Raw genomic sequence first — 25,835 nt, 5'->3', positions numbered from 1 at the left:
CGTAACATTCTGTTACATGGAAAAGGGGGGTATGCAAAAAGATGACTGCGCCTACAGCCGCTATACGCGTCATGCTGGTCGACGAGCAGCCCATCGTGCTATGGGCTCTGGAAAAACTCATCGACGCCGAGAAGCCGCGCATGCAGGTGGTCGGCAAGGCCGATAACAGTAGCGATGCGCGCCGCCTGGCGCGCGAGCTTCAACCTGACATCCTGTTGCTGGATCTCAGCCTTGGCGGGGGCAAGGGCGCCGAGCTGGTGCCTGTCGTCGTCAAGGATGGCCGTACTCGCGTGGTGATCTACACCAGCCAGCGCGACCTGGGCACCATCGACCGCGCGGTGTTCAATGGAGCGCGTGGCTTGGTGCACAAGGAGGCGGCGCCGCAGGTCCTGCTCAACGCGATCCGCAAGGTGCACGAGGGGGAACTGTGGCTGGACCGTCGTACCACCAGCCGCATCTTCTATGAGTTCGCGCGCGCTGGCGGCAGGGCGCCGGTCGACGTGGCCTTGCAGAAGATAGAGAGCCTGACGCGAAAGGAACATCGCATCGTCGCCGTTTTCGCCACCATGCCGGGAGCTCAAAACAAGCAGATTGCCGAGGTGCTCTGCGTGAGCGAGCACACCTTGCGCAACCACCTCACTTCGATTTTCGGCAAGTTGCAGATCAAGCACCGCTTTGATCTCTTCACCTTTGCCCATTCCCATCGCAGCCGCCTCAATGTGAGCAGCGTCCTGCCCGAATCCAGCACCCTCGAATAGCCCGGCCGGGCTTGCTTTGCCGGGATTCAACCCGGCTTTTGTCCTGATATCGCGCATCCATAAATGGGTCATATGTCCTATTTATTTGTTCTGATAACAGGATGTTTGAGCTATCCAGAAAAGGCGTTTCCTACCGTGCGCCCAGGGTGACTGGTACATACAGTTACATGCGTAACGAAAAACGTTGAGATGACGCGGAACCCCCCGGGGTAAGCCGGAAATTCTGCAGTCAATACACAAGAAAAGAACACAAGGTGAACGGATGAAGGACTAGCGGCAAGCGCTGACATCGACTGACATTGAGATAGAGCGAGATGTATAACGACAACCAATCTCGGGGGAGGAAAGAGACCGTTCTGAGCCGATACAGAGCCGTGCTCGGACCGGCCCGTGCGCCCAGCGGCTTGGGGTTGCTCTTTCTTCTGTCCATGGTGCACGAGTTGGCGCGCGCCGACAGTGGCGAACTCAGTGCCCAGCAACTTGCGGAACTCTCTGCCCGCCTGGACGTCCAGCGGGGCGAGCTCTTGGCTGTGGTGGATGTCATCCGCAACAGCTATCCGGAAATTTCAGACCAGCTGTTCGGCGAGCAGGCCTTCGAGGTAACGGGTGGTCGCGGTAGCGAGATCGACCTGCTTGTCCTGGCCGAGGAAATCACTGCGCTCGAAGAGTCCGGTTACCTGGACCGCGAAGAAATCCTGCGCCTGCACAAGGCGCTCGAGGCGCTGCAGGAGGGCGATTGGTCTGGTGATGACGTCGTCGTCGCCCAGGCCGGGCCAGCCGAAGTCACAGGTGGGGACAGTGCCGGGGATGGCAAGGCCAGGACGGGGGCGGGCGAGGGTGGTGCTGCCGGTGCCGAGGAGGTAGCGGTCGATATCGAGGCCTTGCCACCGCCCGGTGCGGGTCCGCTGGTGGCGCTCGGTCCTTTGGTGGCCGGCGGGGCGTTCGTCACTGCGGCGGACATCATCGACGAGCCTGGGCCGAAGAGTGCGCCGGCGGACACGACCACGCCCGTGTATGTCAGCACCTCGACTTCGATCGTCAATCAGAAGATCACGCTCACCTACAGCGAGGCGCTGAGTGCTACGGGACAGCCTCTGTTGACCAGCTTCCAGGTACAAACGCGGCCGACAGCCGGTGATCCATGGACGACGGCCACCATCACCAATGTGGAGGTGAGCGGCTCGACGGTGACCCTCAGCTTGCAGGGCACACCGCTGGCGGCCGGCCGTCTTCTGCAGGTCACCTATACCGATCCAAGTGCAGGCAATGATGCCAATTCGATCCAGGATCTGGTGGGCAACGACGCGGCCAGCGTTGTCATCTCGACGGGCATTGTGGCCGACGGTTATGTGCGCGGTGCCCAGATCTACATCGACACCAATCGCAACGGCGTGGCCGAGACTGGCGAACGCCTCGACGGCGTGGTGACCGACGCCAACGGCAACTTCTTCCTGCCCGATAGCGCGAACGGCCCCATCCTCGCGGTGGGCGGCGTCAACATCGACACCGGCATTCCCAACACGATGGTGATGAAGGCGCCGGCGGGCTCGGCAATGGTCACGCCGCTGACCACGCTGGTGCAGACCTACGTCGAGCAGAACGGCGGAACGGTCGCGGCCGCGAACAGCGCCGTCACGTCCGCATTGGGCCTGCCGACCAGCGTCAACCTGACTTCTTATGATCCGCTGGCCATCCTGGCGGGCGGTGCAGACGCCACGGCGCTGGCCGTGCAGCAGGCCGCGGCCACGGTTGCCACTGTCGTGCAGGCCGCGGTTGCCAATCCCGCCACGGGCGTCAGCACGACCACGGTCGTCAACAACGTCATCGCCAATCTGGTCAACCAGATCGAAACCGCGAACACAGGCAGCACGACGGTAGACCTGACGAACACCACAACGCTTGGCAACGTCTACGGCACCGTTACCACCGTCAACACGAGCACCGTCAGCACCGCAGCGACCAATATTGCGAACGCTACCGATCTCGGTGGCGTTTCCCAGGCCCAGGCCAACCTGCTCGATACCATCACCCCCGCCGCGCCAAGCGCTGTGGCATTGGCACCGGCCTCCGACAGCGGAGCCCAGGGGGATGGCGTCACCAACGCCACCACGCCCGGCGTGCGTGTGAGTCTGAACGTCACGGCCACCGATGGCACGGCCGCGGTGGCCGGCAACACGGTGAGCATTCATGTCGGCGGCAGTGCCTCGGCGGCTGCCAGTGTCGTGCTGAGCGCGACGAACATCGCCAACGGCTATGTCGACATCCCGGTCGCGGGTCTTGCTGCGAACAGCGCACTGCCGCACAGCCTGACGGCAAAGATCACCGATTCGACCAGCAAGACGTCGACGGTATCCACCGCCTTCAATCTCACCATCGACACGATGGCGCCCGTTGCGGCGCCGGGCTTTGCCTTGGCGCAGGACAGCGGTGTGTCGAGCACCGATGGCATCACCAACAACGGTACGGTCAATGTCACCGGCCTGGAGTCGGGCGCCAGTTTCCAATACAGCACGGACGGCGGCAGCCACTGGACCCATGGCAGCGGCAGCAGCTTCACGCTGCCGGGCAGTGCGCTCTATCTGGCAGGCGCGGTGCAGGTGCGGCAGGTCGATGTGGCCGGCAATGCCGGCGCAGCGACCGTCAGCAGCTCCAACATCACTGTTGGCCTCGGCACGCCGCTGACCATCCCCACAGGTGCAGCAGAGACCACGGCAGTCCACACGCTGATCGCGCAGGGCAATGTCGACCATTACCTGACGGGGCTGGATCTGGCGGACAACGCGACGACCCTGAACAGTACCGAGGCGGCGCTTCTGGTTCAGGCTGGCCTGGAGTTCGCCACGGATGATGCCGTCACCGTGCAGCAGGCCGCCGGCACCCATCTGACAACCAGCATGTCCGGCCTGCAACACCTGGGTGTGGACGCCATCACCGTGATCGGGGCGGGCGGTGAGTTCGTCATTCCGGCCGGTACCGGCGCGGTGGACTATGCCCACCTGCCCACCATCACCGCCGATCCGGGCGTGACCGTCGGTCTGGAACTGGCCGACAGCCTGCAGAACGCGCCGACCACGGCCGCTCAGGCCGCCAATCTGCTGGCTTCGGGTGTCGACGTGCTCATGGCGGCCGATGGCACGCTCAGTGTCGGGTCTGCCCAGAGCGAGGCCATCCGCAACGGCGGCCTGAGCTTTGATGCGGCCGATACCATCACGATGCAGATCGCCACTGCCAACGAGGGCGTGGCCATCAGCAATCTGGTCGCCTCCCTGGGTGCGACGGGCGCGGCCGCCTATGACGGCGATCTCGACATCCTGGATGCGCTGGATGGCGCCATCAGCATCAGCGATGCCCAGGCCGCGGCCTTGGTAGGGGCGGGACTGCAGTTTGCCGCGGCCGATGCCGTCACGCTGGACGCCAATGTCGCCGGGCAGGGGCCGGGCGTGGGCACCCACCTGCAGACCAGTCTGACCGGCCTGCAGCAACTCGGTGTCGACATACTCAACATCACGGGCGCGACCACGGGTGTGGTCGACATCCAGGCCGGCAGTGCCGCCGACCTGGCACAGTTGCCCACGATCTCGGCCCCGTCGGGCGTGATGGTGGGCCTGGAAATGTCCGATGCCGCGCTCGACGGCCTGAGCGGCACCCAGCTGACAGCAATCGCGACACATGGTATCGACGTGCTGTCGGCGAGCGACAACACCCTCGCGCTGGATTCGACGCGGATCGAGGCCATTCACGGCGCAGGCCTGCAACTCAATCCGGCCGACAGCGTCACGATGCAGATCGCGCAGGCCAACGAGGGTGTGGCCATCACCAACCTGGTGGCCGAGATCGGCACGCCGGGTACCTACCGTGGCGACCTGGATGTGCTCGACGTGGTCGACAACAGCATCAGCCTCACGGATGCGCAGGCCTCGTCGCTGGTCCAGGCCGGCCTGCATTTCGCCGCCCTGGACACCGATGTGGCGCTGGCGCAAAGCCACGCCGCCGGTACACACCTGAACACCAGCCTGAGTGACCTGCAGCGTCTGGGCGTGGACTATGTCCATACCGACGCAGGCCAGGACACCCTGGTGGTCAACTTCGGTTCCGGCCTCAGTTCCAACACCCTGCCGGTGTTTGATGACGTCGACCAGGTGCAGGTGGTGGTGCAGGACAGCAGCCTGAACCAGATGATCGACTTCCTGAACGCGGGCGACAAGAACGATCCGAACATCGACCAGCTGGCCGTCGTGCTGAACGCCACGCTGGGCACCACCGCGGGCCTGGCCGGCGACGGCATCCTGGATGCTGCGCTGCAGGCAGCCTTCGACACGCCCGGAACGCAGGACGGCATCAGACTCGGCGTGGCCAATTCGATACTGTCCGAAGTCACCCTGGGCATGGTGCTGGATGCGGCCGACGCCAGCGCGGATTCGTTGCACCTGCTGTCAGGCAATGACTTGGTCTCTGCATTGCAGGCCGCGGGTGTCATCGACATCAACATCGACGCCGTCACCCACTTCTCCGTCTCCGACAGCGACCTCAAGCCGCTGCTGGATGCCGGTCTGATCACTGCCGCCGCTGGCGCCGAGGTCTCGGTGACCAACGCCAATGCCGACGGCACGCTGGATGTGACCCTGGCCCAACTGGCCAACATCGGTGCCGACCACGTGCAGACGGGCGGCATCAACCTGACGCTCAATGCGGGCCTCAGCTACAGCAGCACGACGGAGCTCCAGTCGTTGCTCGACGGTCTAGTCAATACCTTCCAGGCACAAGGTGTGGGAACCAGTTCTTCCACCACTTTGTTCGAGTCGGCGGATACGGTGGAGTTGCGTGTGACGGGCGATCTGTCCGGCTTCACGCTCGACACCACGCTGACCGCCAAGCTGCAACTCCTGGGTATTGACGAGATCAGGGATGAAAACAACCACAGCATCAAACCGAGCTGAGCGGGCGCCTGGGGCCGATGGCCATGGCCGGCGAGGGTGTCATGCCGTCGCCGGCGGCGGCGCGATAGCGGGGCGGGCCTATGCTTGACAAGGCATTCGGCGCGCCCTTCAAGACGGCTCATGACCAGAGCAACCCGCTGCGCGAGGTGCTGCACCAGTGCCGCCAGTCCTTCTGGCTCACGGGGCTGCTCACCTTCATGATCGAGGTCCTGTCGATCAGCCCCATCCTGTACATGATGAACATGTACGACCGGGTGCTCAACAGCCGCAGCCACGTCACCCTCGTCTCGCTCACGGTGCTCATCCTCGGCCTGTATGTGTTCTGGTCGGCGCTGGAGTGGATCCGCACGCGGCTGATGATACGCATCTCCATGCGGGTGGACTGGGACTTGGCCGCTGCCACCTTCGATGCCGCTTTCCGCCGTTACGTCGGCCGCAAGAAGGTGGACGTGCACCAGGTGCTGGGTGACCTGTTGCAGGTGCGGCAGTTCCTTACCGGCCACGCCGTCCTGGCGCTGATGAGCGCCCCGTTCGCGCTGCTGTTCGTCATCGTCGGCGCCTTCTTCCACCCCTATCTGGCGGTGTTCATCCTGATCGCCTCGGCCATCCTCGTGGTGATCAGCTACATGACGCAGCGGGTCACCACGCCGGTGCTGCGCGAGGCCAACGATGCCAAAGCCGAGTCCAACCGCATTGCTGCGCAAAGCCTGCAGCATGCCGAGAGCGCGCTGGCGCTGGGCATGCAGACCCAGCTGCGCCGCCGCTGGTACCAGCGCCACCAGGCCTACCTCGGCATGCAGGCCCATGCCAGCGAAGCGGCCGGCACGATGGGCGGCGCCAGCAGCTTTTTCCAGCACGCCTTTCCCTCCCTGCAGATGGCGCTGGGCGTCTACCTGGCCATCGAGGGGCTGATCACCGGCGGCATGGTCCTGGCCGCAACCTTCCTGATTTCCAAGGCGGTGGCGCCGATCCAGAAGCTGCTGGGCAGCTGGAGCGAGATCGTTGCCGCGCGCCAGTCCTTCGAGCGGCTGGAGCAACTGCTGGTGGAAGATGACATCCACCAGGACAGGCTTTCACTGCCGCCCCCCAAGGGCAGGCTGCTGGTGGAGCATGCGGTGGCGCTACCCACGGGCGCCAGGAAGCCGGTGATCGACAACGTCAGCTTCACCATGATGCCGGGCGAGGTGACCGCCATCGTGGGGCCCAGCGCGGCCGGCAAGTCCTCGCTGGTGCGGCTGCTGGTGGGCATCTGGCGCCCGGTGGCCGGTTCGGTGCGGCTCGACGGCGCCAACGTGGCCGACTGGGTGCGTGACGACCTGGGCCAGCACGTCGGTTATGTGCCGCAGGACATCAGCTTCTTCGAAGGCTCCGTGGCCGAAAACATTGCCCGGCTGGGCGAAGTGGACGACGAGAAGGTCGTCATGGCGGCCAAGCTGGCCGACATGCACTACACCATCCTGTCCTTTCCCAACGGCTACGAAACGCAGCTGGGGGAGACCGGCCACGTGCTCACCGGCGGCCAGCGCCAGCGCCTGGCGATTGCGCGCGCTCTCTACGGCACACCCCGCTACATCGTGATGGACGAACCCAATGCCGCGCTGGACGACGTCAGCGAACGCGGCCTCATCATGCTCATCCGCGCGCTCAAGAACAACGGCTCCACGGTGATCTTCACCACCCACCGGCCCAACCTGCTGTCAGCGGCCGACAAGCTGCTCGTGCTCTCCAATGGCAAGCAGGTCGGTTATGGCCCGGTGGCCGCCATGCTGGCGGCGGCCAGGCAGGCCGCGGCGCCGGGCCCGACAGCCGGCGAGGCGAGTGCGCCGGCCGCAGCCCCCGCGGCAACAGACGCCGCAGCCCCCGCGGCAACAGACGCCGCAGCCGACACCACATCCGTCAGCCCGACAACCGCCAGCTCGGCGAGCGCCAGCTGAAGTAGCAGGCTGAGACGGGACAAAACGATGAGCGCACCGACCAGCAGCAAAAGCAGGTTCGCCGCCTGGCTGGACCAGCTCAACCCCTACGACCCCGACCGGCTGGAGCGTGACGGGGTCAGGCCCATCCGTCTGGAAGAGGCGCAGAGCAAGCGCGTTCTCACCCGCATCGCGCTGGTCAGCTTCGTGCTGTTCATGGGCTGGGCATTGTTTGCGCCGCTGGACGCCGGCGTGAGCGTGAGCGGTACCGTGGTGGTGATGGGCAACCGCAAGGCGGTGCAGCACCCGGCCGGTGGCGTCGTGACCGAGCTTCGTGTGCGCGAAGGCGATGTCGTCGCGCAGGGCGACGTGCTGCTCAAGGTCAATCCGCTGACGACCGAGGCCAACCTCTCCGGCGTGGAGATGGACTACATCAATGCCCTGGCCACCGAGTCGCGTCTGCAGGCCGAGCGCGAGGGCACCGGCGGCATCCGCTGGCTGCCCGAGTTGCAGGCCTACGGCAGCGACCCGCGGGTCGAGGAGGCCAAGGGCCTGCAGACCAAGCTGTTCCAGTCGCGCCGCAGCGAATACGGTGACCAGCAGCGCATCTACCAGGAGCAGCTGCTGGGCCTGCAGGCGCAGCTGCGCGAGTTGCACAACGTGCTGAGCTTTCGCAAGGAGCAGCTCGGCGTGCTGAACGAGGAGGCCAGCAGCAACCGTGAGCTGGCCAACCAGGGTTTCATCCCGCGCAGCAAGGCCAACGAGGTCGAGCGCACCCGCTCCGAGATGCTCTCCAGCCTGTCCAACGTCACGTCCGAGATTGCCAAGGTGCAGTCCAGCATGGCGTCCACCCGACTGCAGCTCACGCAGCACCAGGCGAGCTACCGCAAGGATGCCGACACCCAGTTGGCCGAGGTGCAGAAGAACCGCAAGACCGGCAAGGGCAAGATCGACGCGCTGCAGTTCGACCTCAGCCTGGCCGAGATCAAGGCCCCGGTAGGGGGCGCCGTGGTGGGCCTGAAGGTCAACACCGTGGGCGGTGTCATCCAGAGCGGCCAGGTGCTGATGGAAATCGTCCCGCGCGAGGGGCGCCTGATCGTGGAGGCACAGGTGCCGCCCCAGTCCATCGACAAGGTGCACGCGGGGCTGCCGGCCGACATGCGCTTCTCGGCCTTCAACCTCAACACCACGCCGGTGATCCCGGGCAAGGTCATCCTGGTGGGGGCCGACAAGATTCCCGGCACCAACCCGCAGCAGGGCGACTACTACCTGGCCCAGGTGGAGAGCACCACCGAAGGCGTGAAGCTGCTGGGCGACAAGGTGGTACAGCCCGGTATGCCGGTGGAGGTGATCGTCAAGACCGGCGAGCGCAGCTTCTTCAGCTACCTGATCAAGCCCCTGTCCGACCGCTTTGCCCGTTCTTTCAAGGACTGAGCCGCATGTTGATCCTCATGTCGCGAACCTTTTTTGCTATATTATTAGTAGCATTTGGTCAGGCCGTCCAGGCGTCCGATGCCTTGATCGACGCCTTTGAGCAGGCCCGCAAGTTCGACCCGCTGTTCCAGGCCGCCCGTTCCGAGCGCGACGCCAACCTGGCGGCCTCGCAGGTGGCCGGCTCGGCCTACTATCCGCAGCTCCAGGGCAGCTACACCCAACTGGAGACCGAGGCCAACACGCGCCAGACCTATACCCTGACCCAGCCGGTCATCAGCGCCGAACGCTATGCGACGCTGCAGGAGCGTGAGCCGCGCGAGCAACTGGCCAGCGCCACCTTCCAGCTTCGCGAGCAGGACCTGAGCCAGCGTCTGGTCAAGGCCGTGGCCGAGCTGCTGCGCGCCAATGAAGGTCTTCGTCTGAACAAGGCCAAGATCGACGCGCTGGAGAAGCAGTCCCAGTCGGCCCAGCGGGCCTTCGAACTGGGGCAGGGCACCGTGACCGACGTGCGCGATGCCCGGGTGCGGCTCGACCAGGCGCGTGCCGATACGCTGACGCTGGAGGCGCAGACCGGTGCCGCGCAGCGGCAACTGACGGCCATCACCGGCGCGCCGGTCGCTTCGCTCCTGCTCAGTGTGCCGCGCATGGAGCGCGCCGTGGCGCTCCAATCCCTCGACGAGTACATCGCCAGCGGCGTGCAGGCCAACCCGCAACTGGTGGTGGCGCAGCAGAACCAGCGCATCGGCGAGCTGGCCGTGACGCGCGCCGACAGTGCCTGGCTGCCCACGCTGTCGGCCGTGTGGATGAACACCACCTCCAACCATGTCACGACCAACTACTCGGGCATCTCGGTGAGCCTGCCGCTGCAGGCCGGCAGCTTCTATCAGATGAAGGGGGCTGCCGCCAATGCGCTCAAGACACAGGAGCAAACGCGCGATGCCGAGCTGCGCACGCGGCTGGAAGTACAGCGCCTGTGGGCGCTGGTGAACGCCGGGCGCAGCGAGGTGGCCATCCGGCTGGAGGCCATCAACTCGGCCGAACTCAGCGTGGAAGCCAACGAGAAAAGCTTTCGCGGCGGCGTTCGCTCGCAGATCGACGTGCTCAGCAGCATCCAGATCCTGTACCAGGTTCAGCAGGACTACGTGAACGCCGTGCTGACGCTGGCAGAGAACTACCTCAACCTGCTGCTGCAGGCGGCCATCCCGGCCGACCAGGCGATCGCCAGCACGCAGGCCATTCTTTTTCCTACCAGGTGAGCTTATGGACGTGATAGACCTGCAGACCACCCTCCGTCTGGCCGACCAGAAGCGCAACGCCCAGCAATGGCGCGAGGCGATCGAGCTCTATCGCCAGTTGCAGGAACAGCTGGCGGGCCATGCCGCCTTGCACCACAACCTGGCACTCTGCCTGCTGGGGGCGGGTGAGCTGACCGAGGCCCTGGCCCAGGCCGATCTGGCGCTGGCGCACCAGCCCGGCCTGTGGCAGGCCGCGGTGGTGAAAGCGCGGGCGCTGACCGCGCAGGGGCAAGCCGTCGAAGCAGCCCGGCTGCTGGAAGGGCAACAACACGCCCACCCCGAGCGCGGCGAGCTGGCGCTGGAGCTCGCCACGATCGCCTTGCATGAGGAATGCAACGCCCGCCGTGCACACGAACTGGTGCAGCCCTGGCTGGCCAGCCCGGCGCATGCGGTGGACGCGCAGCTGACCGATCTGATGGCCAGCCTGTACGACCGGGATGAAGCGGCCGAAAGCGCGCAGGCCGTGAATGACCGTGCCGTCGCCTTTGCGCGCGCCCACCTGGAGCGCGGCATGGCCAGCAAGCTCTTCGGCACCACGCCGCCTGCTGCGCGCGCGCACCGCGTGCGCAAGCGCGTGGGGCTGCTCTCGCCCCTGTTCAGTTGCTCGCCGGTCTATTTCTTCTGCAGCGGCGCATTCAGCTTGCTGTCGGCAGATTTCGACTTTTACTTCTTCAATCGCGGTCGCCGCAGTGACTGGGCCACCCAGGAGTTGCGCGGACTGGCCGCGAAGTGGTTTGACGTGCCCGACCTCACCGCCGAGGCCCTGGACGACTTCGTGCGCCAGCACGCGCTGGACGTGCTGCTGGACCTGGGGGGCTGGATGGATCCGATCGGCCTGAAGGCCATCTCCACCAAGCCCGCCAAGCGCATGTACAAATGGGTGGGCGGGCAATCCCTCACCACCGGGCTGCGCGCCTTCGACGGTTTCATCACCGACGCCGAGCAGACCCCGGCCGGTTACGAACGCTGGTTCACCGAGCCGCTGCTGCGTCTGCCGCAGGGCTACATCTCCTATACGCCGCCGTCCTACCTGCCGGCGCCACAACCGGCCCCGGAACATGCCCATGTGCTGGGCATCATCGCCAACCCGGTCAAGGTGTCGCAGCCCTTTCTGAGCGGCCTGCTGCACACCTTGCGCGAGCGTGCCCAGGGTGGCCTGCCTCTTGAATTGCATTTCATCGACAAGCGCTACCACCACCCGCAATTGCTGGCACGCATACGCGCCGCCTTGCAACCGGCGATGGCGACGCTGGGTCACCAGGTCCAGCTGAAATTCATCCTGCCGGACAGCCACCAGGCCTACCTGGCGGCAGTGGCGGGCCTGAGCGAGATGCTGGATACCCATCCCTATACCGGGGGCCTCACCACGATGGAGGCGCTGAGCCTGGGCGTGCGCTGCAGCAGTGAAGCTGGCACGCTTTTCTGCGAACGCCACACCCATGCGCATGTGAATTTCCTGCGCTCGCCGGGCGAACGCCGCAAGCGGGCTCGACCCATCAAACCCGGTGCGGTGCGCCGGTCGCTGGTACCCGTCGACTGCCCGCGCGCCAACCATGTCGCGCTGGCCCAGGCGCTGGCCCAGTTGTTCCGGTACGGCTCCTTGAAAGGGCTCACGGCATGATGAGCGTCCAGCGGGTGAGCACGCAGGATCTGGAAGACTGCAGCGACCTGCAGGCCGAGGTCCTGCTGGTCATGCCCTCCACCGACATCCCCATGGCGCGCCGCGCTGCCACCCTCATGGCACAGCGCGCCGGTGCCCCGGGGCATGTGCTGCTGGTGGAAGACCTCGAAGGCTGGGGTTTCATCCGCATCGTGAACCTGGTGTTCAGGGGCACGCACGGTCGCTACTTCGGTTATGTGGCGCAAGACGCCTTCGCCGGCCGGCAGTGGCTGGCGCTGGCGCTCGATGCACTCAAGCACCCCGGCAAGCATCTCTTTGCTTTCAATGACGGCAAATGGCACGGTGCCTTTGCCGGTTTCGGCCTGGCCGAGCGGGCCTGGGCCGGCCGCAACTACACCGGCGGGAATTTTTTCCACCCAGGTTACCGGCGCCATTACGCGGACGTCGAGCTGTCGTTGCTGGCCATGAGTCAGGGGGCCTACATCCACGATCCACGCAGCCTGCTGGTGGAGGTGGACTGGGCCAAGGACAACGCTTGCGTGGACGCGCAGGACCGCGCGCTGTACCAGCGCAGGGTGGCCACGGGATTTGAGGGGCGGGTGCAGTCGGCGGAGCTGCTGCACAGGGTGGCGTGAGCAAGAGATCTCACCAAAGGAAACGGGACACGCAAGGAAAAGTGAAGCACGTATGAATACCCGCAAGACAGCACGTACGGCCGTCAAGGTGCCGGCCAGGGCTGCTGGCAAAACCGCCAGCAGGGCTTCCGCGCACGCCAAGCCACGGACCGTTGCCCAAGGTGCGACGCTGGTCAAGCAGGCACGCGCTGCTGCGCCGCTTGTGAAGGCGGCCGCCAAACCGGCAACACGCAAAGCGACACCGGCCGCCAAAAGAAAAGCGCAGGCGCAGCCCATGCTCAAACTGGTGGCGTCGCCAGCGCCAGCCAGGGTGCCGGCCAGGAGCGGGAAAAGAGTCCCGACACCTGAGCCGGTGCAGGACAAGGTTCGCATCTTCCAGATCTATTACCGACCCGAACAGCGGCAGTATCTGGAGCCGGCTTTCGAGCCCTACAACAACGAGGGCGACAACAGCCCGCTGCTGGAATTCAACGTCTTTCGCAAGCTCATGCACTCCGAGCTGCTCAGAGGTGCCGGCTTATGGGGCGCCCTGTCCTGGAAGTTCAAGGAGAAGACGGGGCTGAGCGGTGAGCAACTGCTGCAGATCATCGCCGCCCATCCGGGCCATGACGTGTACTACTGCAATCCTTTTCCGGAACTGGAGGCGGTGTACCACAACCTGTGGCTGCAGGGGGAACCCTCTCACCCCAATTTCCTGATCCTGTGCCGGGACTTTTTTCAGGCGGCCGGGCTGGATGAGAGCGCCTTCACCCAGCTCGTGCCCTCATCGCACTTTGCCGCGTCCAACTACTTCGTTGCAACGCCCGCATTCTGGCAAGGGTATATCGCCTTCATTTCGGACGTGATCGCCAGAGCTGAAAGGAGCATGTCAGCCACCGCCAAAGCCATGATCTATTCAGCGGCAGCAGATCGCAAGGCCATGCACGCCGGGGCCAGTTATATGCCGTTCATTGTTGAACGCCTGTTTGGCGTCTATCTGAGCCATGCGCAAGGGCAATACAAGACTCACAAGTTCACCTGTGACCAGCAGGAAGCCAAACTGAACGTGCATCTCCGACTGTTGCGACAGATGAAGGATGTTGCGATCAGCAGCAAGTCGCTATGGCTGGCGACATGCTGGGCCAACTACCGGAATGTCTACATGCAGCAGCTTCACGGTGCCGACTGGTGCAAGCGATACCTGCGCGACATCACGCCGGTCCAGGTGAAGTTCTGAAGACGACCACGAGGGTGAACATCCATGCCGACAACAGAGATCGATTATTTCCCGCCGTTTTCGGTGGTGAAGAAGAGCCTCCAGTTCAAGTCAGTCCATGGGGAGGTGCAGGTCAGCCTGCCTTACGACGAACTGGTGCATCTGGTGAAGCTGATGGCCCGTTCGGTCCATGTCGACGAAGACTGGTATCTGGCAGGCAATTCCGATGTGGTGACCGCGATTAGGAACGGCCAGATCCGCAGTGCGAGGCAGCACTGGATCGAGTTTGGCTATTTTGAAGGGAGGCTGCCAAGCCAGCTGGCAGTGGATCCCGACTGGTACTTGAATCGATACCCTGATGTTGCGCAGGCCTTGGCAGCAGGGGCGATCGAGTCACCTCATTCGCATTATCTCGAGTTCGGCTACCAGGAAGGTCGACTTCCGGTGTCGATATAGGGCGTTCAGATCGAACTCGACCAATCAAGACGCGAGGACTCATGATGGGATACCAGTCGTTCAGTGATGTCAAGGGTGATTCAGACTCGTTTGGAAAGCTCCAGGCCATCAAGCTTCCGGATATGAAAGGGAAAACGTTCCTGGATGTGGGCTGTAACGCGGGATTTTTTTGTGGTGCGGCGCTTGAATCGGGTGCGGAAAAGGTTGTCGGCATTGACGTGGACCCGGCGGCCATCGAACTTGCCAGAAGAAATTTCCCGGGAGCATCCTTCATTCCGGTTGGCTGGGATACCTTGCCGGAAGGGGATTTTGATGTGGTGCTCTCACTTTCAGCGCTTCACTATGCGGATGACCAGGCGGACCTGATCGAAAGGTTGATGGGGAAGGTCAAAAGCAGCGGTCTTCTCGTGCTGGAGGTGGGGGTCGCCCCGGGGCAGGGCGAGGAATGGGTGGAGACCCGGCGCGCCATCGACACGCGGTTTTTCCCGACCATGCCGATGATGCAGAAAGTGCTGGGGAAATACACGTATCGCCTGATGGGCCCCAGCGTGCGTCAGGCGGGTGACCCCAACGCCCGGTTTGTATTCCATGTCTGGCATCGCAAGCCGGTCGTCCTGGCCTGTCTGGGTGACAGCGGCGTGGGAAAGTCCGATCTGGCGCGTCTGATGGCGGCCGAATCCCAGCGTCGGATCCGGATACTCCACCTGGATGACCATCTGGTGGACTTCGCCTCCGGCCACGGCCTGCTCGGCGCGGGCGATTCATCGGATGCCGGCATCAGCCTGGTGGATCTGGGCCCGCTTTACCTGGAGATATGCCGGAAGGATCTGGTGGACGATCTGGCTGCCTATGTGGCCTCCAGCATCCAGGGGGCGCCGCTGGCCCTGATCGAAGGTGGCATGCCCCATGGCTACCGTACTCATTTTCTCAATCGCGTCGGGCAGATCCTTGATGTCGACATCTGGAATCTGGCGCCTGTGCGCGTCCGCTCCATCGAGGCTCCCGATGCCAGGGCGGCCCAGAGCCGGGACTGGGTCCCCGCGCATCAGCTGCAGGCGGAAAACAAGGAAATCCTCGGTTACGTGGACGAGTTCCGTCTGACAGGTAACGGGATGGTGATTGTGGGCTGGGGTTATGACCGGGCACATCGTGAGCCGATCGAGGGGGTTCGCGTCGAGCATGACGATTTGTCACTGGATCTGATGCAGATCAACCGTCGTCGTCGGCCGGATGTCAGCGAGCAGCTCAGATCCGAGCTGGACATGTTGGGATTTGTTGTCGAGATTCCGCTGGCCACGGACCTTCTTGAAAAGCTGCGGAACAGCTCGCAGGTGCGCCCGCCCAGCATATCCCTGTGGGCCAGTGGCATGTTGTCGCCGCGCATGCGGCCCAAGGTTGCCATCGTCGATCCTTGAACAGATCCGCTTGAGCAAGTTCGATTGTTTGTCCTGTGCGAGGGAGTTGGTATGGATGTGGTGACGAAACCGGTACCCCGGTTGATGAATCCCGGTAATGCGAGTGGTGTGGGTGCGTCTGAGCGCAGCTGCATCATCTCGATTGAACACATCCGGGGAGATGGCATCAAGATCGACGACAACGGCCAGAAGTATGTAGGGACATTGGCGATCTCAGGCTGGGTGGTCTGTCGGGATCCCATCGAAAAACTGGCTTTTGAAAGCCAGGGTTCGGTTCTCGGCATGGCTGCCATCGGAATGGATCGGCCTGATGTCGGTGCTGCCTATCCGGCGTATCCAAACTCGGAGCAAGCCGGATTTTCAGTGATGCTCTCGAATATCAAGCTGGTCAATGACGCCTTGCCCGACCTGAATACAAGCGTCTGGACGCAAGGGGGGAAAAGATATGGCGGGCGGCTGGGGCTGCAGTCGTCCAGAGCGGCGTTATCCGCACAGACATACGCACCGCAACAGCGTGCCAGCCCTCATTTGCCATTGGAGGGGGCCGTCGATCTGGCGACTGTGGACACGCACGGCAGCTTGCTCGTCGGAGGCTGGGCCGCAGGTTCGACCGAGATCGTCGCCGTACAGATCGTCGCAGGCAACAAGCCGCTGGGCCTTGCGACGACAGGACTGGAGCGAGTCGATGTGGCGGCCAGCTTTCCCACCTATCCCAATGCGAGGAACAGTGGCTTCAGATTTGAAGCGGTGCTGTCCGAGGCGCAGAGGGCGAACCTGACAGGTATCCAGATCGAAGTGATAGGCCGCGATGGAGAAGTTCGTACGATTTCGGTGGAGCCTGTGCGTGTGCAGGCCGAAGCCCGGTCCAAGGCGAGCGCGTCGCCGCCTGACGAGCCGGTCCGATCTTCGATCCAGAGTAGTTGTGATCTGGCGGAAGTCACCCGTGGCGGCCGAGGCGTCCTGAGCGGTTGGGCCGTGAGCCCTTATGGGATCCGGTCGGTCCAGGCCTTGGTGAATGGTGTCGTCGTGGGTGAAGCAAGCCTGGGTTTGACGCGGGAGGACGTGGCGGCTGTCTTCCCGGCCATTCTCGACGCGTCCCGCAGCGGTTATGTCATCCGGTTCGATCTGAACCGGGCCGTGCAGGGAGGATGCGAGGCCTCATTGCGCATCGAGGACAGGCAGGCTGGCGTGCTGGAACTGTCCGTCGACCTTCAACTCAAAGATGTCCTGTCGATCGACCAGGCGCAGCAGGCTCCGGTGGCGCAAGGATCGTCGGACGATTTCAGGTTCTATCTGGACTCCCCGGCGATCCGGGGCCAGAGCGTGATCGATCCCATCACGGGCGCCATCACGGTGGCGGGCTGGGCCATCGCGCGGCATGGCCTGGCCTCGGTTGCTGTTTCTTTCGGGGAAACGCGGGTAGGAAACGCCAGACTGGGCAGCCGGCGCCCTGACATTGGAACCCTTTTCCCGGATTGGCCCGACGCATTGATGAGCGGTTTCGGCCTGTTCGTGCCGGCTGGCATGCTCAAGAATGGTCCGCAGAACCTGACCCTCGTCCTGACGGACAAGCGTGGCATCAGACGAACCGAGCACATCCAGGTTGAAGTCCAGAAGACGCCTGACGGTGAGGGTGACCGTCCCCTGCGGCGCAAGGTGTCCGTCCTGGAGACCGATACCCATGCGCGCATCGTCCAAAGTGCCGGCGCCGCCGCGGACTTCCAGTGCGTCCTGACGATCAGCGACAGGGAGCAGATCCGCGAACTATTGCCCATGACCCTCAAATCCCTGGCCATGCAGACCTACAAGGCATGGACTCTGACCATCCTGCTGTCGGGGCGGAAGAACGGCAGCAAGCTGATGCGGGAGGTGCGAGCCGCACTTGCGGCAGACATGGCTGCCAGAGTCCGGATCCAGGCGATCTCCCCACGTCCGCAGGCCGACTGGTTTTTCGAGCAGGCCGGCGCAGTGGATGGGAGACGCCCATATGTTGTCCATCTCCAGGTGGGCGATGAGCTTGCAGTCGATGGCCTGATGCAGGTCGCCATGAGCAACGTCGGTGTGACGTTCGCGGATTTCATCTATGGTGATGAACGACGCGAAAGTCCGGTGGCTGGCCGCATCCTGCCCTTTCTCAAGCCGGAGTGGTCGCCGGAACTGTTGTTGTCGACCAATTACATCGGCCGCTTCTGGCTGGCCACGCCTGAGTTGCTGGCAGGCGCCTTCAGCTCGATGGCCGAGTTTGAAGAGGCATCGGACTATGAGCGTGTACTCCGGCTCACCGAACGCGCCAGCAGCATACGCCGGGTGCCCAAAGTCCTGAGCGAACGGCATGCGAAACAACAGGAGGACAAGAAACTCGAGCTGGATGCCTTGCGGAAGGCGGCTTCGAGGCGTGGCATCGCTGCCGCCATCGAGGAAAGTGCCGTCGCCGGGACCTACAGGTTCCACCGCAAGCTGCTCAAACCGGGCAAGGTGTCGATCATCATCCCTTCCATTGCCGCCCGCGGCCTGGTCAAGGCCTGCATCGAGTCGATCAGGAAAAACAGCCACGGGCTGTATGAAATCATCCTGATCGACAACATCAAGGATGCGGGCTCCGAATGGAAGCCCTGGTTCCGCCAGCATGCCGACAAGGTGATCGAGGTGCTGGCGGATTTCAACTGGTCGCTCTTCAACAACATCGGCGCCGAGCATGCCACGGGGGATTACCTCTTGTTCCTGAACGATGACATCGAGGTGCTCGACACCCACTGGATGGAAACCTTGATGGAAATTTCGCAGTGCGAGGATGTCGGTGTCGTCGGGCCCTATCTGCTCTACCCGGATCGCACGGTCCAGCATGCCGGACTGTTCCTTTCCGGGCCAGGCACGGCACGCCATGCTTTCCGCTTTGCCAAGGAGGACGAACCGGGGTATTTCGGTTTTGCCCTGACACAAAGGGACATGATCGGAGTGACCGGGGCCTGCATGATGATGCGCCGGGAGGTCTTTGATGCGCTGGGCGGATTCAACCAGGCCCACAGCGTGATCAACAACGACCTGGACTTCTGCCTGCGATGCAACGACGTCGGGCTGTCGACCGTCTACACACCCTATACCCGGCTGATCCATCATGAACTGGTGAGCCGGGAAAAATTGCCCGACACCTATGACGCTGAATCGTTCGCACAGGAGTGGGCGGAGGTGTTTTCAAAGGGCGATCCGTTCTTCCACCCCGGCCTGTCATGCGGCGATGACTACTACTCGATGGATACCGAATACCTGCGCGAGGTGTACGCCGGCTTTCCCATCGCCCACAAGGCGGATATCCGCCGCATGGTCGTCTTCAAGCTGGATCACATCGGTGACTTCATCACCGCGCTGCCGGCGATCCGACGGCTGAAGGAACGTTTCCCATCGGCCATGCTGGCTGTGGTGGTGGGTCCCGCTGTCGCGGCGCTGGCCCGTACGGAACCGGTCATCGACGAGGTGCTGGATTTCGCGTTCTTTCATGTGCGCTCGGGTCTGGGCCAGAAACAGGTGACCGAAGATGACCTGCACGGCCTGAAATCACGGCTGGAGCCCTACCAGTTCGATCTGGCGGTCGATCTTCGCAAGCACCCGGATACCAGGCATGTGCTGCAGTATTCAGGCGCGAAACTGCTGGCCGGTTTTGACCGGGCGAACATGTTCCCGTGGCTTGATTTCGCACTCGAGTGGGAAGGCGATCCCACATGGGTGAACAAGCGCCAGCATGTGGCCGGGGATCTGCTGAATCTGGTGGATGCCATCTCGAATGGTTGCGAGGAAGACCGCCATGTCATGCGCCGAACTGCGGGGGGCTCGCTCCAACTGCCCCCCGCAGTCGACAAAATGGCCAGGCAGCTCTATCGCAAGCCGGTCATCGGGGTGCATCCTGCCAGCGGCAACCAGCTCCGCCAGTGGCCGGTGGAGCACTTCGCCGGCCTGATCGATCTGCTGGTCACCCGTTTGCCCGTGCATGTCGCCATCATCGGCGGTCCCGATGAATCGGATCTTGCAGACGCGGTGCTGGCCCGGGTGAAGCACAAGGCTGCGGTCTGGTCCCTGGTGGGTTTGCACAAGCTCAGCGAGTTGCCCGATGTGCTGCAGTCCTTCGCCCTCTTCGTCGGCAACAACAGCGGTCCGAAGCATGTTGCGGCCGGCCTCGGTGTCCCGACCGTGGCCGTGCATTCCGCCGTCGTCAGCACCGAGGAATGGGGGCCGCTCGGTCCGAATGCAGTGGCCATCCGCAAGGACATGAACTGTGCGCCCTGTTATCGCGCGGCATTGGAGGACTGTCACCGCAACCTGGCCTGCATGCGTGACATCACGCCTGAGGACGTTTATGGCCTGTGCCTGCGTTTCCTGGCGCTGGCGGATCAGAAGGTTCTCGGCGGTGTTATTCGCTAGGCACACGATGATGCCGTCCGCTGTCGGACGGCATTCCGATGCGCGGCTTGTCGTGGGTCAGGCTGCATCCGATGTTTATTCGTATGGCTATCGACTGGGAGGTAATCATGAGCGTTCAGACCATTGATCAGGCAGGAAAATACTGGAACCCCGGTACCGCAGCCCTGACGGAGTCGAGACATACCTATCAAAAGAAAATCGATAGCGGTTTCTTCTCGAAATACATGAATGGTGACGTCGTACTGGATGTCGGATACAAGGGATCCAGACCCGATGCCGTTCCTGTCCTGAAGACTGCCATTGGGGTTGATCTGGACTATCCGGGTTACAACGGCATTCGTCTGCCATTTGCAGATGCCAGTGTCGACGCGGTCTATTCCTCCCACTGCCTGGAGCATATTGCGAACTACACCGGGGCCTATCTCGACTGGTTTCGAGTCCTGAGGGTTGGTGGTTACGTGATCGTCGTCGTTCCTCACATGTACCTGTATGAGCGCAAGTCACATCCGCCGAGTCGATGGAACCAGGATCACAAGCGGTTCTATACACCGGCACGGCTGCTGCGTGAGGTCGAGGAAACACTGCCGCTGGACCAGTACAGGGTTTGCCATTTATGTGAGAACTGGAATGAAAGATATGACTACCGGGACAAGCTGGATGCGCATGCCAGTGGTCCTTATGAAATCGAGATGGTGTTGACAAAAATACAGGGATGAAACGAGCCGCGTGTCCGGGCTGCTCAAGGCCTGGGGTGCTTCGCCGGTCTGAAGACCAGGAATAAGTCGGCTCAGAGATGCCCAGGACCATGGCCCAGATATGAAGATCTCCGTTGTCGGCAGCGGTCCCGTCGGTCTTTCCTTGGCGGTATTGCTGGCGCAGAACCACGAGGTGGTGGTGCTGGACATCGTGCCGGCCAAGGTGGCGCAGATCAACCGGCGCGAGTCGCCCATTGAAGAGGCCGGGTTGGCCGACTACCTGAAGCACCAGCCTCTGAGCCTGCGTGCCACGCTCAACGCACAAGACGCCTACGCGGGGGCGGACTACATCATCGTCGCCACGCCCACCGATTACGACCACGAGAGCCACTGCTTCAACACGGCCTCGGTGGAGGCGGTGATACGCCAGGCCCGGGTGGTCAACCCGCAGGCGGTGATCGTGATCAAGTCCACGGTGCCGGTAGGCTACACGGCGCGTGTGCGCGCAGCGCTGGGGTGCGAGCAGCTGGTGTTTTCACCTGAATTCCTGCGCGAGGGGCGGGCGCTGCATGACAGCCTGTACCCCAGCCGCATCGTCGTGGGTGAGCGTTCTGCGCGCGGGCAGGCCTTTGCCGATCTGCTTCGGGAAGGCGCCTTGCGCCCCGATGTGCCGGTGCTGCTGACCGGCAGCACCGAGGCCGAGGCGATCAAGCTCTTTGCCAACACCTACCTTGCCATGCGTGTGGCTTTTTTCAATGAACTGGATACCTACGCCAGCCTGCATGGACTGGACACGCGGCAGATCATCGACGGCCTGGGGCTGGACCCGCGCATCGGCAGCCACTACAACAATCCGTCCTTCGGTTATGGCGGCTACTGCCTGCCCAAGGACACCAGGCAACTGCTGGCCAATTACGAACAGGTGCCGCAGAACCTGATCCGGGCCATCGTGGAGGCCAACAGCACGCGCAAGGACTTCGTGGCGCAGGACATCCTGCGCCGTCGGCCGACCACGGTGGGCATTTACCGGCTGGTGATGAAGGGCGGCAGCAACAATGTGCGCGCCAGCAGTGTGCAGGGCATCATGAAGCGGCTGAGGGCCAGGGGAGTGGAGTTGATCGTCTACGAGCCGGTGCTCAAGGAGCCGGAGTTCTTCCACGCACCGGTGCTTACCGACCTGGCGGACTTCAAGCGGTGCGCCGATGTGATCGTGGCCAACCGGCAGGCGCCGGAACTGGCCGACGTGGTGCACAAGGTCTATACCCGTGACCTGTTTGGACGGGACTAGTACTGTGACCCGGTCGCTGGCGAAGTGCTATTCCAGCCGCAAGGTGTCGCCGCTGACCACCAGGCGCTTGCCGGGCGGGGGCGTGAGCCAGGCGCGAGCCGGCTCGGGCGCCAGGCCATAGGTGAAGCTGATGGGCCCGCCCGCCGCGCCGCCATGGCCGCTGGTCTCGCCCAGGGCGGTGAAGGGCAACTGGGCCTGCCTGCCGTCGCTGCAGCTCAGGTTGACGGTGCCGCTGGACGTGGCGGTGTAACGCAGCGCGCCCATGCAGCTGAGCGCGGGCTCGCCCTCGCTGCGCAGCTGCAGCTTGCCGCTGCGGTCGGTGTAGAGCAGCACTTCGCCGGTGAGCACGCGTTCGCCGACCACGGCCAGCACGGGTGCGGACGTGGCCAGTGCACGCATGGTGACATCGTTCACCGCGGCGCAGCCGCCCAGCAGCAAAGCCCCTGCGAGCAGCAGGACCGAACGGGTATGTGCAAAGTATTTCATGATGAGGCCATCATAGAATACCGGCCAGCGGGCACAAGACCCGGCTGGTTCCCCGAAAGAAAAGACGTCGTATGGACAACGAAACCACCATGCCCGGGCTGCTGACGATGCCGGGCGCACTGAACGAGCGTGCGAAGCGCAATCCTGACCGCTTCTTCCTCTACAAGCTGATCTTTGCCGCGGCCGTGCTGGTCCTGGTGCTGAGCTTCTGGCTGCTTTGAGCGGCCCGCCCTGGGGCGGGTCGCTTTCGTTTCACGTGTTGAGCAGGTCAGCCAGCGTGCGTGCAATCACGCAGGTGGCGCGCTGCAGGTCGGCCAGTACGATATGTTCGTCGGCGCGCTTGGCATTGCTTTCGCGCACGGTGCGCGGTCCGGCGCCGTAGATGACGCCCGGGATACCGCGCTCTCCATACAGCCGCACATCGGTGTAAAGCGGGGTTCCCACCGCGGGCACGGGCTCGCCGAACACGGCCTGGGCATGCTGCTGCAGGGCCGTGACCAGGGGCTGGTTTCCAGGTAGCGGCTTGAGGGCCTGGGCCAGCAGAATGCGACGCACCTCGACCTGCAGGGCCTTGCCGCCGCGCGGCGGTGCAAAGCTGGTTGCCGCTTGCGCAATGGTCTGGCGCAGGCTGGCCTCGACTTCGGCCGGGTTTTCCTCGGGGATCATGCGCCGGTCGAGTTTGAAGACCACCTTGCCGGGTACCACGTTGGTGTTGGTGCCGCCCTGGATCAGGCCCACGTTCAGATAGGGGTGCGTGATGCCGCTCACATTTGAGCGCACCTGCAGATAGTCGGCATTGAGCCGGTAGAGCGCGCCCAGGATGTGCACCGCGCCCTGCAGCGCGTCGATGCCGCTGTCGGGGATGGCCGCATGGGCCATGTCACCCTGAACGGTCACTTCGAGCTGCAGGCAGCCGTTATGAGCCGTGACGACCTGGTAGCTGAAGCCGGCGGCGATCATGAGGTCGGGTTTTGTCAGGCCATGGCTGAGCAGCCAGCCCGGGCCCAGTTCGCCGCCGAATTCCTCGTCATAGGTGAAGTGCAGTTCGATGCAGCCACGCGTGGGCCGGGCCACGGCCTCCAGCGCGCGCACGGCATGGGTGTAGGTGGCGAAGTCGCATTTGCTGACGGCAGTGGCGCGGCCGTACATCTTGCCGTCGACGATCTCGGCGCCATAGGGATTGTGGGTCCAGCCCTCGCCGGGCGGAACCACGTCGCCGTGCGCATTGAGGGCGATGGTCGGGCCGCCCGGTCCGTAACGGCGGCGCACGATGAGGTTGGTGAGGGTTTCAAGTCCGGCCGCCCGCACTTCGGCAGCGGGGACGGGATGCGACTCCACTTCCCAGCCCCAGGCGCGCAGCAGCTCGGCGGTGCGTTCGGCATGCGGAGCGTTGTTGCCCGGCGGTGTGTCCGTGGGCACACGCACCAGCTGCTGCAGGAAGGCCGTCTCTTCGGCGAAGTGGTCGGCCACCCACTGGTCCAGGGCGGCATGCTGTGTGGTGCTCATGGTCAATCTCGGTGTTGGCTTGCGACTTGTCGCAAGAGGTGCTGGAAGGCGCGCACAGCGAGTTCCATGTCGTCGCTGGTGCTGGATTCGAGCGGGTTGTGGCTGATCCCCAGGTTTTCGCCGCGAACGAAAAGCATGGCCTGGGGCAGGATGTCGTGCAGCTTCATGGCGTCGTGGCCGGCCCCGCTGGGCAGCCTGAACACGGGCAGGCCCAGGGCGCTCACGGCCTGCTCCCAGCGCGCCTGCCATTCGGGCGCGCTCGGCGCGGCGCTGGCACGCATGGTTTCTTCCAGCGTGTGCAACACGCCGCGGCGTGCGCAGATCTGTTCAAGCCCGGTGCGCACATCGGCCAGCAGGGCATCGCGTAAGGCATTGTCGGGCGCGCGCAGGTCCAGGCTGAAGCGGCAGCGGCCGGGGATGACGTTGATGGAGCCGCTGGGCACTTCGAGCATGCCCACGGTGCCCACGCAACCGGTGAGGCGGCGTGCGGCCTGTTCCACGTGCAGGATGAGCTCGGCCACGGCGGCGGCGGCGTCGGCGCGCATCGCCATGGGCGTGGTGCCGGCGTGGCTGGCCGTGCCGCGTACTTCACCCAGCAGGCGCACGCTGCCATTGATGGAGGTGACCACGCCCAGGGGCAGGTGCTGCTGCGTCAGCACAGGGCCCTGCTCGATGTGCACCTCGACAAAGCCCAGGTATTTGCTTGGATCGCGCTTCAGGGCGCGGATGGCTTCCAGTGTGGCAGGCAAGCCGGCAGCCTGCATGGCCGCGCGCATGGAGACACCATCTGCGTCCACCTGGTCCAGCCAGGCCGGATCGAAATCACCCGTGAGCGCGCTGGAGGCGAGGAAGGTGGCCTTGTAACGCTGGCCTTCCTCTTCGGCGAAACCCACGATCTCCAGGGCATACGGCAGGCGCCGGTTCTGGGCCTTGAGTTCACGTACGCAGGCCAGGGGCACGTAGATGCCCAGGCGCCCGTCGTACTTGCCGCCGTTGCGCACGGTGTCGTAGTGGCTGCCCGTGAGCAGGGCAGGCGCGCCAGGCACGCTGGCCTCAAAACGGCCCACCACATTGCCCACGGCGTCGATCGTGACGCTGTCGCAACCCACCTCGCGCATGGTGCGCGCGATCGCGGCGGCGCAGGCGCGGTGCGCTTCAGTGAGATAAGTCACCGTGAGCTCGCCGCGCTCGGCGTAGCCGGGTTCGCTGTGCGCAGCCAATGCTTCCTGCCAGTCCCAGACGAGATGGCCCAGCGTGGGCTCGAAGCCGAACTTGTCGTTGAGCCGGATCTCGGCGATGCGATGAATGTTGCGCAGGCATTCGGCCAGCTCGGCATCGGGGTGGCTGTGCAGGCGGCGCTCGAAGGCCGCGATGATCTGCTGCTTGCCCAGGCCGCTTCCGCGCGGGCCGCGCACGGCCAGGATGAAGGGCCAGCCGAAGCGTGTGTTGTAGGCGGTGTTGAGCTGCTGGATGCGTGCGAATTCTTCAGGTGTGCATTGCGTCAGGCCGGCCTTGCTCTGCTCATTGGAGGATTCGGCGGTGAGCGTCTTGGCCACCATGGCCTTGCCCGCGAGTTCGGGGTGGGCACGCACCAGGGCGATCTGGGCCTCGCGGCCGCCTTGTTCGAGCGCGCGGGCGCAGGCCAGCTTCAGTGCGGCCAGGCTCGCGAACGGTCGTTGCAACAGGGCCTGCTGCACGATCCAGGGGGTGTGCTCGTAAAGGCCATCGAGCAGCTGCGCCGCTTCGGGCAGCGGCGCGGTGTTGAGTTGTGCCAGCGTGGTGGGCATG

General features: G+C 63.9%; 17 protein-coding genes. 14 read left to right on the top strand and 3 right to left on the bottom strand.

Features of this window, described 5'->3' with window-relative positions; translation table 11 throughout:
* The first annotated feature begins 71 nt into the window (after positions 1 to 71).
* From AO057_RS15705 to AO057_RS15645, 13 genes are all read left to right on the top strand, one after another.
* Positions 72 to 758: a response regulator transcription factor gene (locus AO057_RS15705; RefSeq protein WP_057676831.1), complete on the top strand. Its 687-nt coding sequence runs from the start codon at positions 72 to 74 to the stop codon at positions 756 to 758.
* A gap of 428 nt (positions 759 to 1,186) precedes the next feature.
* A complete protein-coding gene (locus tag AO057_RS15700; protein WP_057676830.1) occupies positions 1,187 to 5,695 on the top strand; it encodes a beta strand repeat-containing protein in 4,509 nt (1,502 codons plus the stop codon).
* A gap of 80 nt (positions 5,696 to 5,775) precedes the next feature.
* Positions 5,776 to 7,629 (top strand): type I secretion system permease/ATPase, encoded by a 1,854-nt coding sequence (locus AO057_RS15695; protein WP_057676829.1) that lies wholly within the window; start codon positions 5,776 to 5,778, stop codon positions 7,627 to 7,629.
* A gap of 27 nt (positions 7,630 to 7,656) precedes the next feature.
* Positions 7,657 to 9,042, top strand: coding sequence for an HlyD family type I secretion periplasmic adaptor subunit (locus AO057_RS15690; RefSeq protein WP_057676828.1), 1,386 nt, complete (start codon positions 7,657 to 7,659; stop codon positions 9,040 to 9,042).
* Between the two features lie 5 nt (positions 9,043 to 9,047).
* Positions 9,048 to 10,298 carry a TolC family protein gene (locus tag AO057_RS15685; RefSeq protein WP_082605592.1) on the top strand — a complete coding sequence of 417 codons (1,251 nt, stop codon included), beginning with the start codon at positions 9,048 to 9,050 and terminating at the stop codon, positions 10,296 to 10,298.
* 4 nt (positions 10,299 to 10,302) lie between these two features.
* Complete coding sequence (locus tag AO057_RS15680) at positions 10,303 to 11,958, top strand: tetratricopeptide repeat protein (protein WP_057676826.1); 1,656 nt, start codon at positions 10,303 to 10,305, stop codon at positions 11,956 to 11,958.
* Positions 11,955 to 12,593: a hypothetical protein gene (locus AO057_RS15675; protein ID WP_156404583.1), complete on the top strand. Its 639-nt coding sequence runs from the start codon at positions 11,955 to 11,957 to the stop codon at positions 12,591 to 12,593. The genes AO057_RS15680 and AO057_RS15675 overlap by 4 nt, the downstream gene beginning before the upstream one ends.
* A 52-nt stretch (positions 12,594 to 12,645) precedes the next feature.
* Entirely contained in the window at positions 12,646 to 13,809 is a 1,164-nt protein-coding gene (locus tag AO057_RS15670; RefSeq protein WP_156404582.1) for a hypothetical protein, read from the top strand.
* 24 nt (positions 13,810 to 13,833) lie between these two features.
* Positions 13,834 to 14,244 carry a hypothetical protein gene (locus AO057_RS15665; RefSeq protein ID WP_057676823.1) on the top strand — a complete coding sequence of 137 codons (411 nt, stop codon included), beginning with the start codon at positions 13,834 to 13,836 and terminating at the stop codon, positions 14,242 to 14,244.
* A gap of 41 nt (positions 14,245 to 14,285) precedes the next feature.
* Positions 14,286 to 15,659 carry a class I SAM-dependent methyltransferase gene (locus tag AO057_RS15660; RefSeq protein ID WP_057676822.1) on the top strand — a complete coding sequence of 458 codons (1,374 nt, stop codon included), beginning with the start codon at positions 14,286 to 14,288 and terminating at the stop codon, positions 15,657 to 15,659.
* A 51-nt stretch (positions 15,660 to 15,710) separates the two neighbouring features.
* Positions 15,711 to 20,072, top strand: coding sequence for a glycosyltransferase family 9 protein (locus AO057_RS15655; RefSeq protein WP_082605591.1), 4,362 nt, complete (start codon positions 15,711 to 15,713; stop codon positions 20,070 to 20,072).
* Between the two features lie 107 nt (positions 20,073 to 20,179).
* A complete protein-coding gene (locus AO057_RS15650) occupies positions 20,180 to 20,788 on the top strand; it encodes a methyltransferase domain-containing protein (protein ID WP_168163379.1) in 609 nt (202 codons plus the stop codon).
* A 100-nt stretch (positions 20,789 to 20,888) separates the two neighbouring features.
* Positions 20,889 to 22,055, top strand: coding sequence for a nucleotide sugar dehydrogenase (locus AO057_RS15645; protein WP_057676819.1), 1,167 nt, complete (start codon positions 20,889 to 20,891; stop codon positions 22,053 to 22,055).
* A gap of 27 nt (positions 22,056 to 22,082) precedes the next feature.
* Here AO057_RS15645 and AO057_RS15640 read toward each other — a convergent pair whose 3' ends face one another.
* Positions 22,083 to 22,541 (bottom strand): hypothetical protein, encoded by a 459-nt coding sequence (locus tag AO057_RS15640; RefSeq protein WP_057676818.1) that lies wholly within the window; start codon positions 22,539 to 22,541, stop codon positions 22,083 to 22,085.
* Between the two features lie 71 nt (positions 22,542 to 22,612).
* On the opposite strand from AO057_RS15640, the gene AO057_RS17925 reads away from it, so the two are divergent.
* Complete coding sequence (locus AO057_RS17925; RefSeq protein WP_156404581.1) at positions 22,613 to 22,762, top strand: hypothetical protein; 150 nt, start codon at positions 22,613 to 22,615, stop codon at positions 22,760 to 22,762.
* Positions 22,763 to 22,793: 31 nt separating this feature from the next.
* Here AO057_RS17925 and AO057_RS15635 read toward each other — a convergent pair whose 3' ends face one another.
* Entirely contained in the window at positions 22,794 to 24,047 is a 1,254-nt protein-coding gene (locus AO057_RS15635; protein ID WP_057676817.1) for a M20/M25/M40 family metallo-hydrolase, read from the bottom strand.
* Between the two features lie 2 nt (positions 24,048 to 24,049).
* The gene (gene uraD, locus AO057_RS15630) at positions 24,050 to 25,834 is read right to left on the bottom strand and encodes a 2-oxo-4-hydroxy-4-carboxy-5-ureidoimidazoline decarboxylase (RefSeq protein WP_057676816.1); all 1,785 of its coding nucleotides are present in this window, start codon (positions 25,832 to 25,834) and stop codon (positions 24,050 to 24,052) included.
* Position 25,835 lies beyond the last annotated feature (1 nt).

Origin of the sequence: Curvibacter sp. PAE-UM (genome assembly GCF_001432305.1) — a bacterium.
Taxonomy (GTDB): Bacteria; Pseudomonadota; Gammaproteobacteria; order Burkholderiales; family Burkholderiaceae_C; genus Hylemonella.
This window is presented reverse-complemented; position numbering and strand designations above follow the sequence as displayed.

Bases quoted from the DNA above. Each gene is read 5' to 3' on its own strand.
- AO057_RS15705 (WP_057676831.1), top strand. From the start codon at position 72: ATGCTGGTCGACGAGCAGCCCATCGTGCTATGGGCTCTGGAAAAACTC.
- AO057_RS15700 (WP_057676830.1), top strand. From the start codon at position 1,187: ATGGTGCACGAGTTGGCGCGCGCCGACAGTGGCGAACTCAGTGCCCAG.
- AO057_RS15695 (WP_057676829.1), top strand. From the start codon at position 5,776: ATGCTTGACAAGGCATTCGGCGCGCCCTTCAAGACGGCTCATGACCAG.
- AO057_RS15690 (WP_057676828.1), top strand. From the start codon at position 7,657: ATGAGCGCACCGACCAGCAGCAAAAGCAGGTTCGCCGCCTGGCTGGAC.
- AO057_RS15685 (WP_082605592.1), top strand. From the start codon at position 9,048: ATGTTGATCCTCATGTCGCGAACCTTTTTTGCTATATTATTAGTAGCA.
- AO057_RS15680 (WP_057676826.1), top strand. From the start codon at position 10,303: ATGGACGTGATAGACCTGCAGACCACCCTCCGTCTGGCCGACCAGAAG.
- AO057_RS15675 (WP_156404583.1), top strand. From the start codon at position 11,955: ATGATGAGCGTCCAGCGGGTGAGCACGCAGGATCTGGAAGACTGCAGC.
- AO057_RS15670 (WP_156404582.1), top strand. From the start codon at position 12,646: ATGAATACCCGCAAGACAGCACGTACGGCCGTCAAGGTGCCGGCCAGG.
- AO057_RS15665 (WP_057676823.1), top strand. From the start codon at position 13,834: ATGCCGACAACAGAGATCGATTATTTCCCGCCGTTTTCGGTGGTGAAG.
- AO057_RS15660 (WP_057676822.1), top strand. From the start codon at position 14,286: ATGATGGGATACCAGTCGTTCAGTGATGTCAAGGGTGATTCAGACTCG.
- AO057_RS15655 (WP_082605591.1), top strand. From the start codon at position 15,711: ATGGATGTGGTGACGAAACCGGTACCCCGGTTGATGAATCCCGGTAAT.
- AO057_RS15650 (WP_168163379.1), top strand. From the start codon at position 20,180: ATGAGCGTTCAGACCATTGATCAGGCAGGAAAATACTGGAACCCCGGT.
- AO057_RS15645 (WP_057676819.1), top strand. From the start codon at position 20,889: ATGAAGATCTCCGTTGTCGGCAGCGGTCCCGTCGGTCTTTCCTTGGCG.
- AO057_RS15640 (WP_057676818.1), bottom strand. From the start codon at position 22,541: ATGAAATACTTTGCACATACCCGTTCGGTCCTGCTGCTCGCAGGGGCT.
- AO057_RS17925 (WP_156404581.1), top strand. From the start codon at position 22,613: ATGGACAACGAAACCACCATGCCCGGGCTGCTGACGATGCCGGGCGCA.
- AO057_RS15635 (WP_057676817.1), bottom strand. From the start codon at position 24,047: ATGAGCACCACACAGCATGCCGCCCTGGACCAGTGGGTGGCCGACCAC.
- uraD (WP_057676816.1), bottom strand. From the start codon at position 25,834: ATGCCCACCACGCTGGCACAACTCAACACCGCGCCGCTGCCCGAAGCG.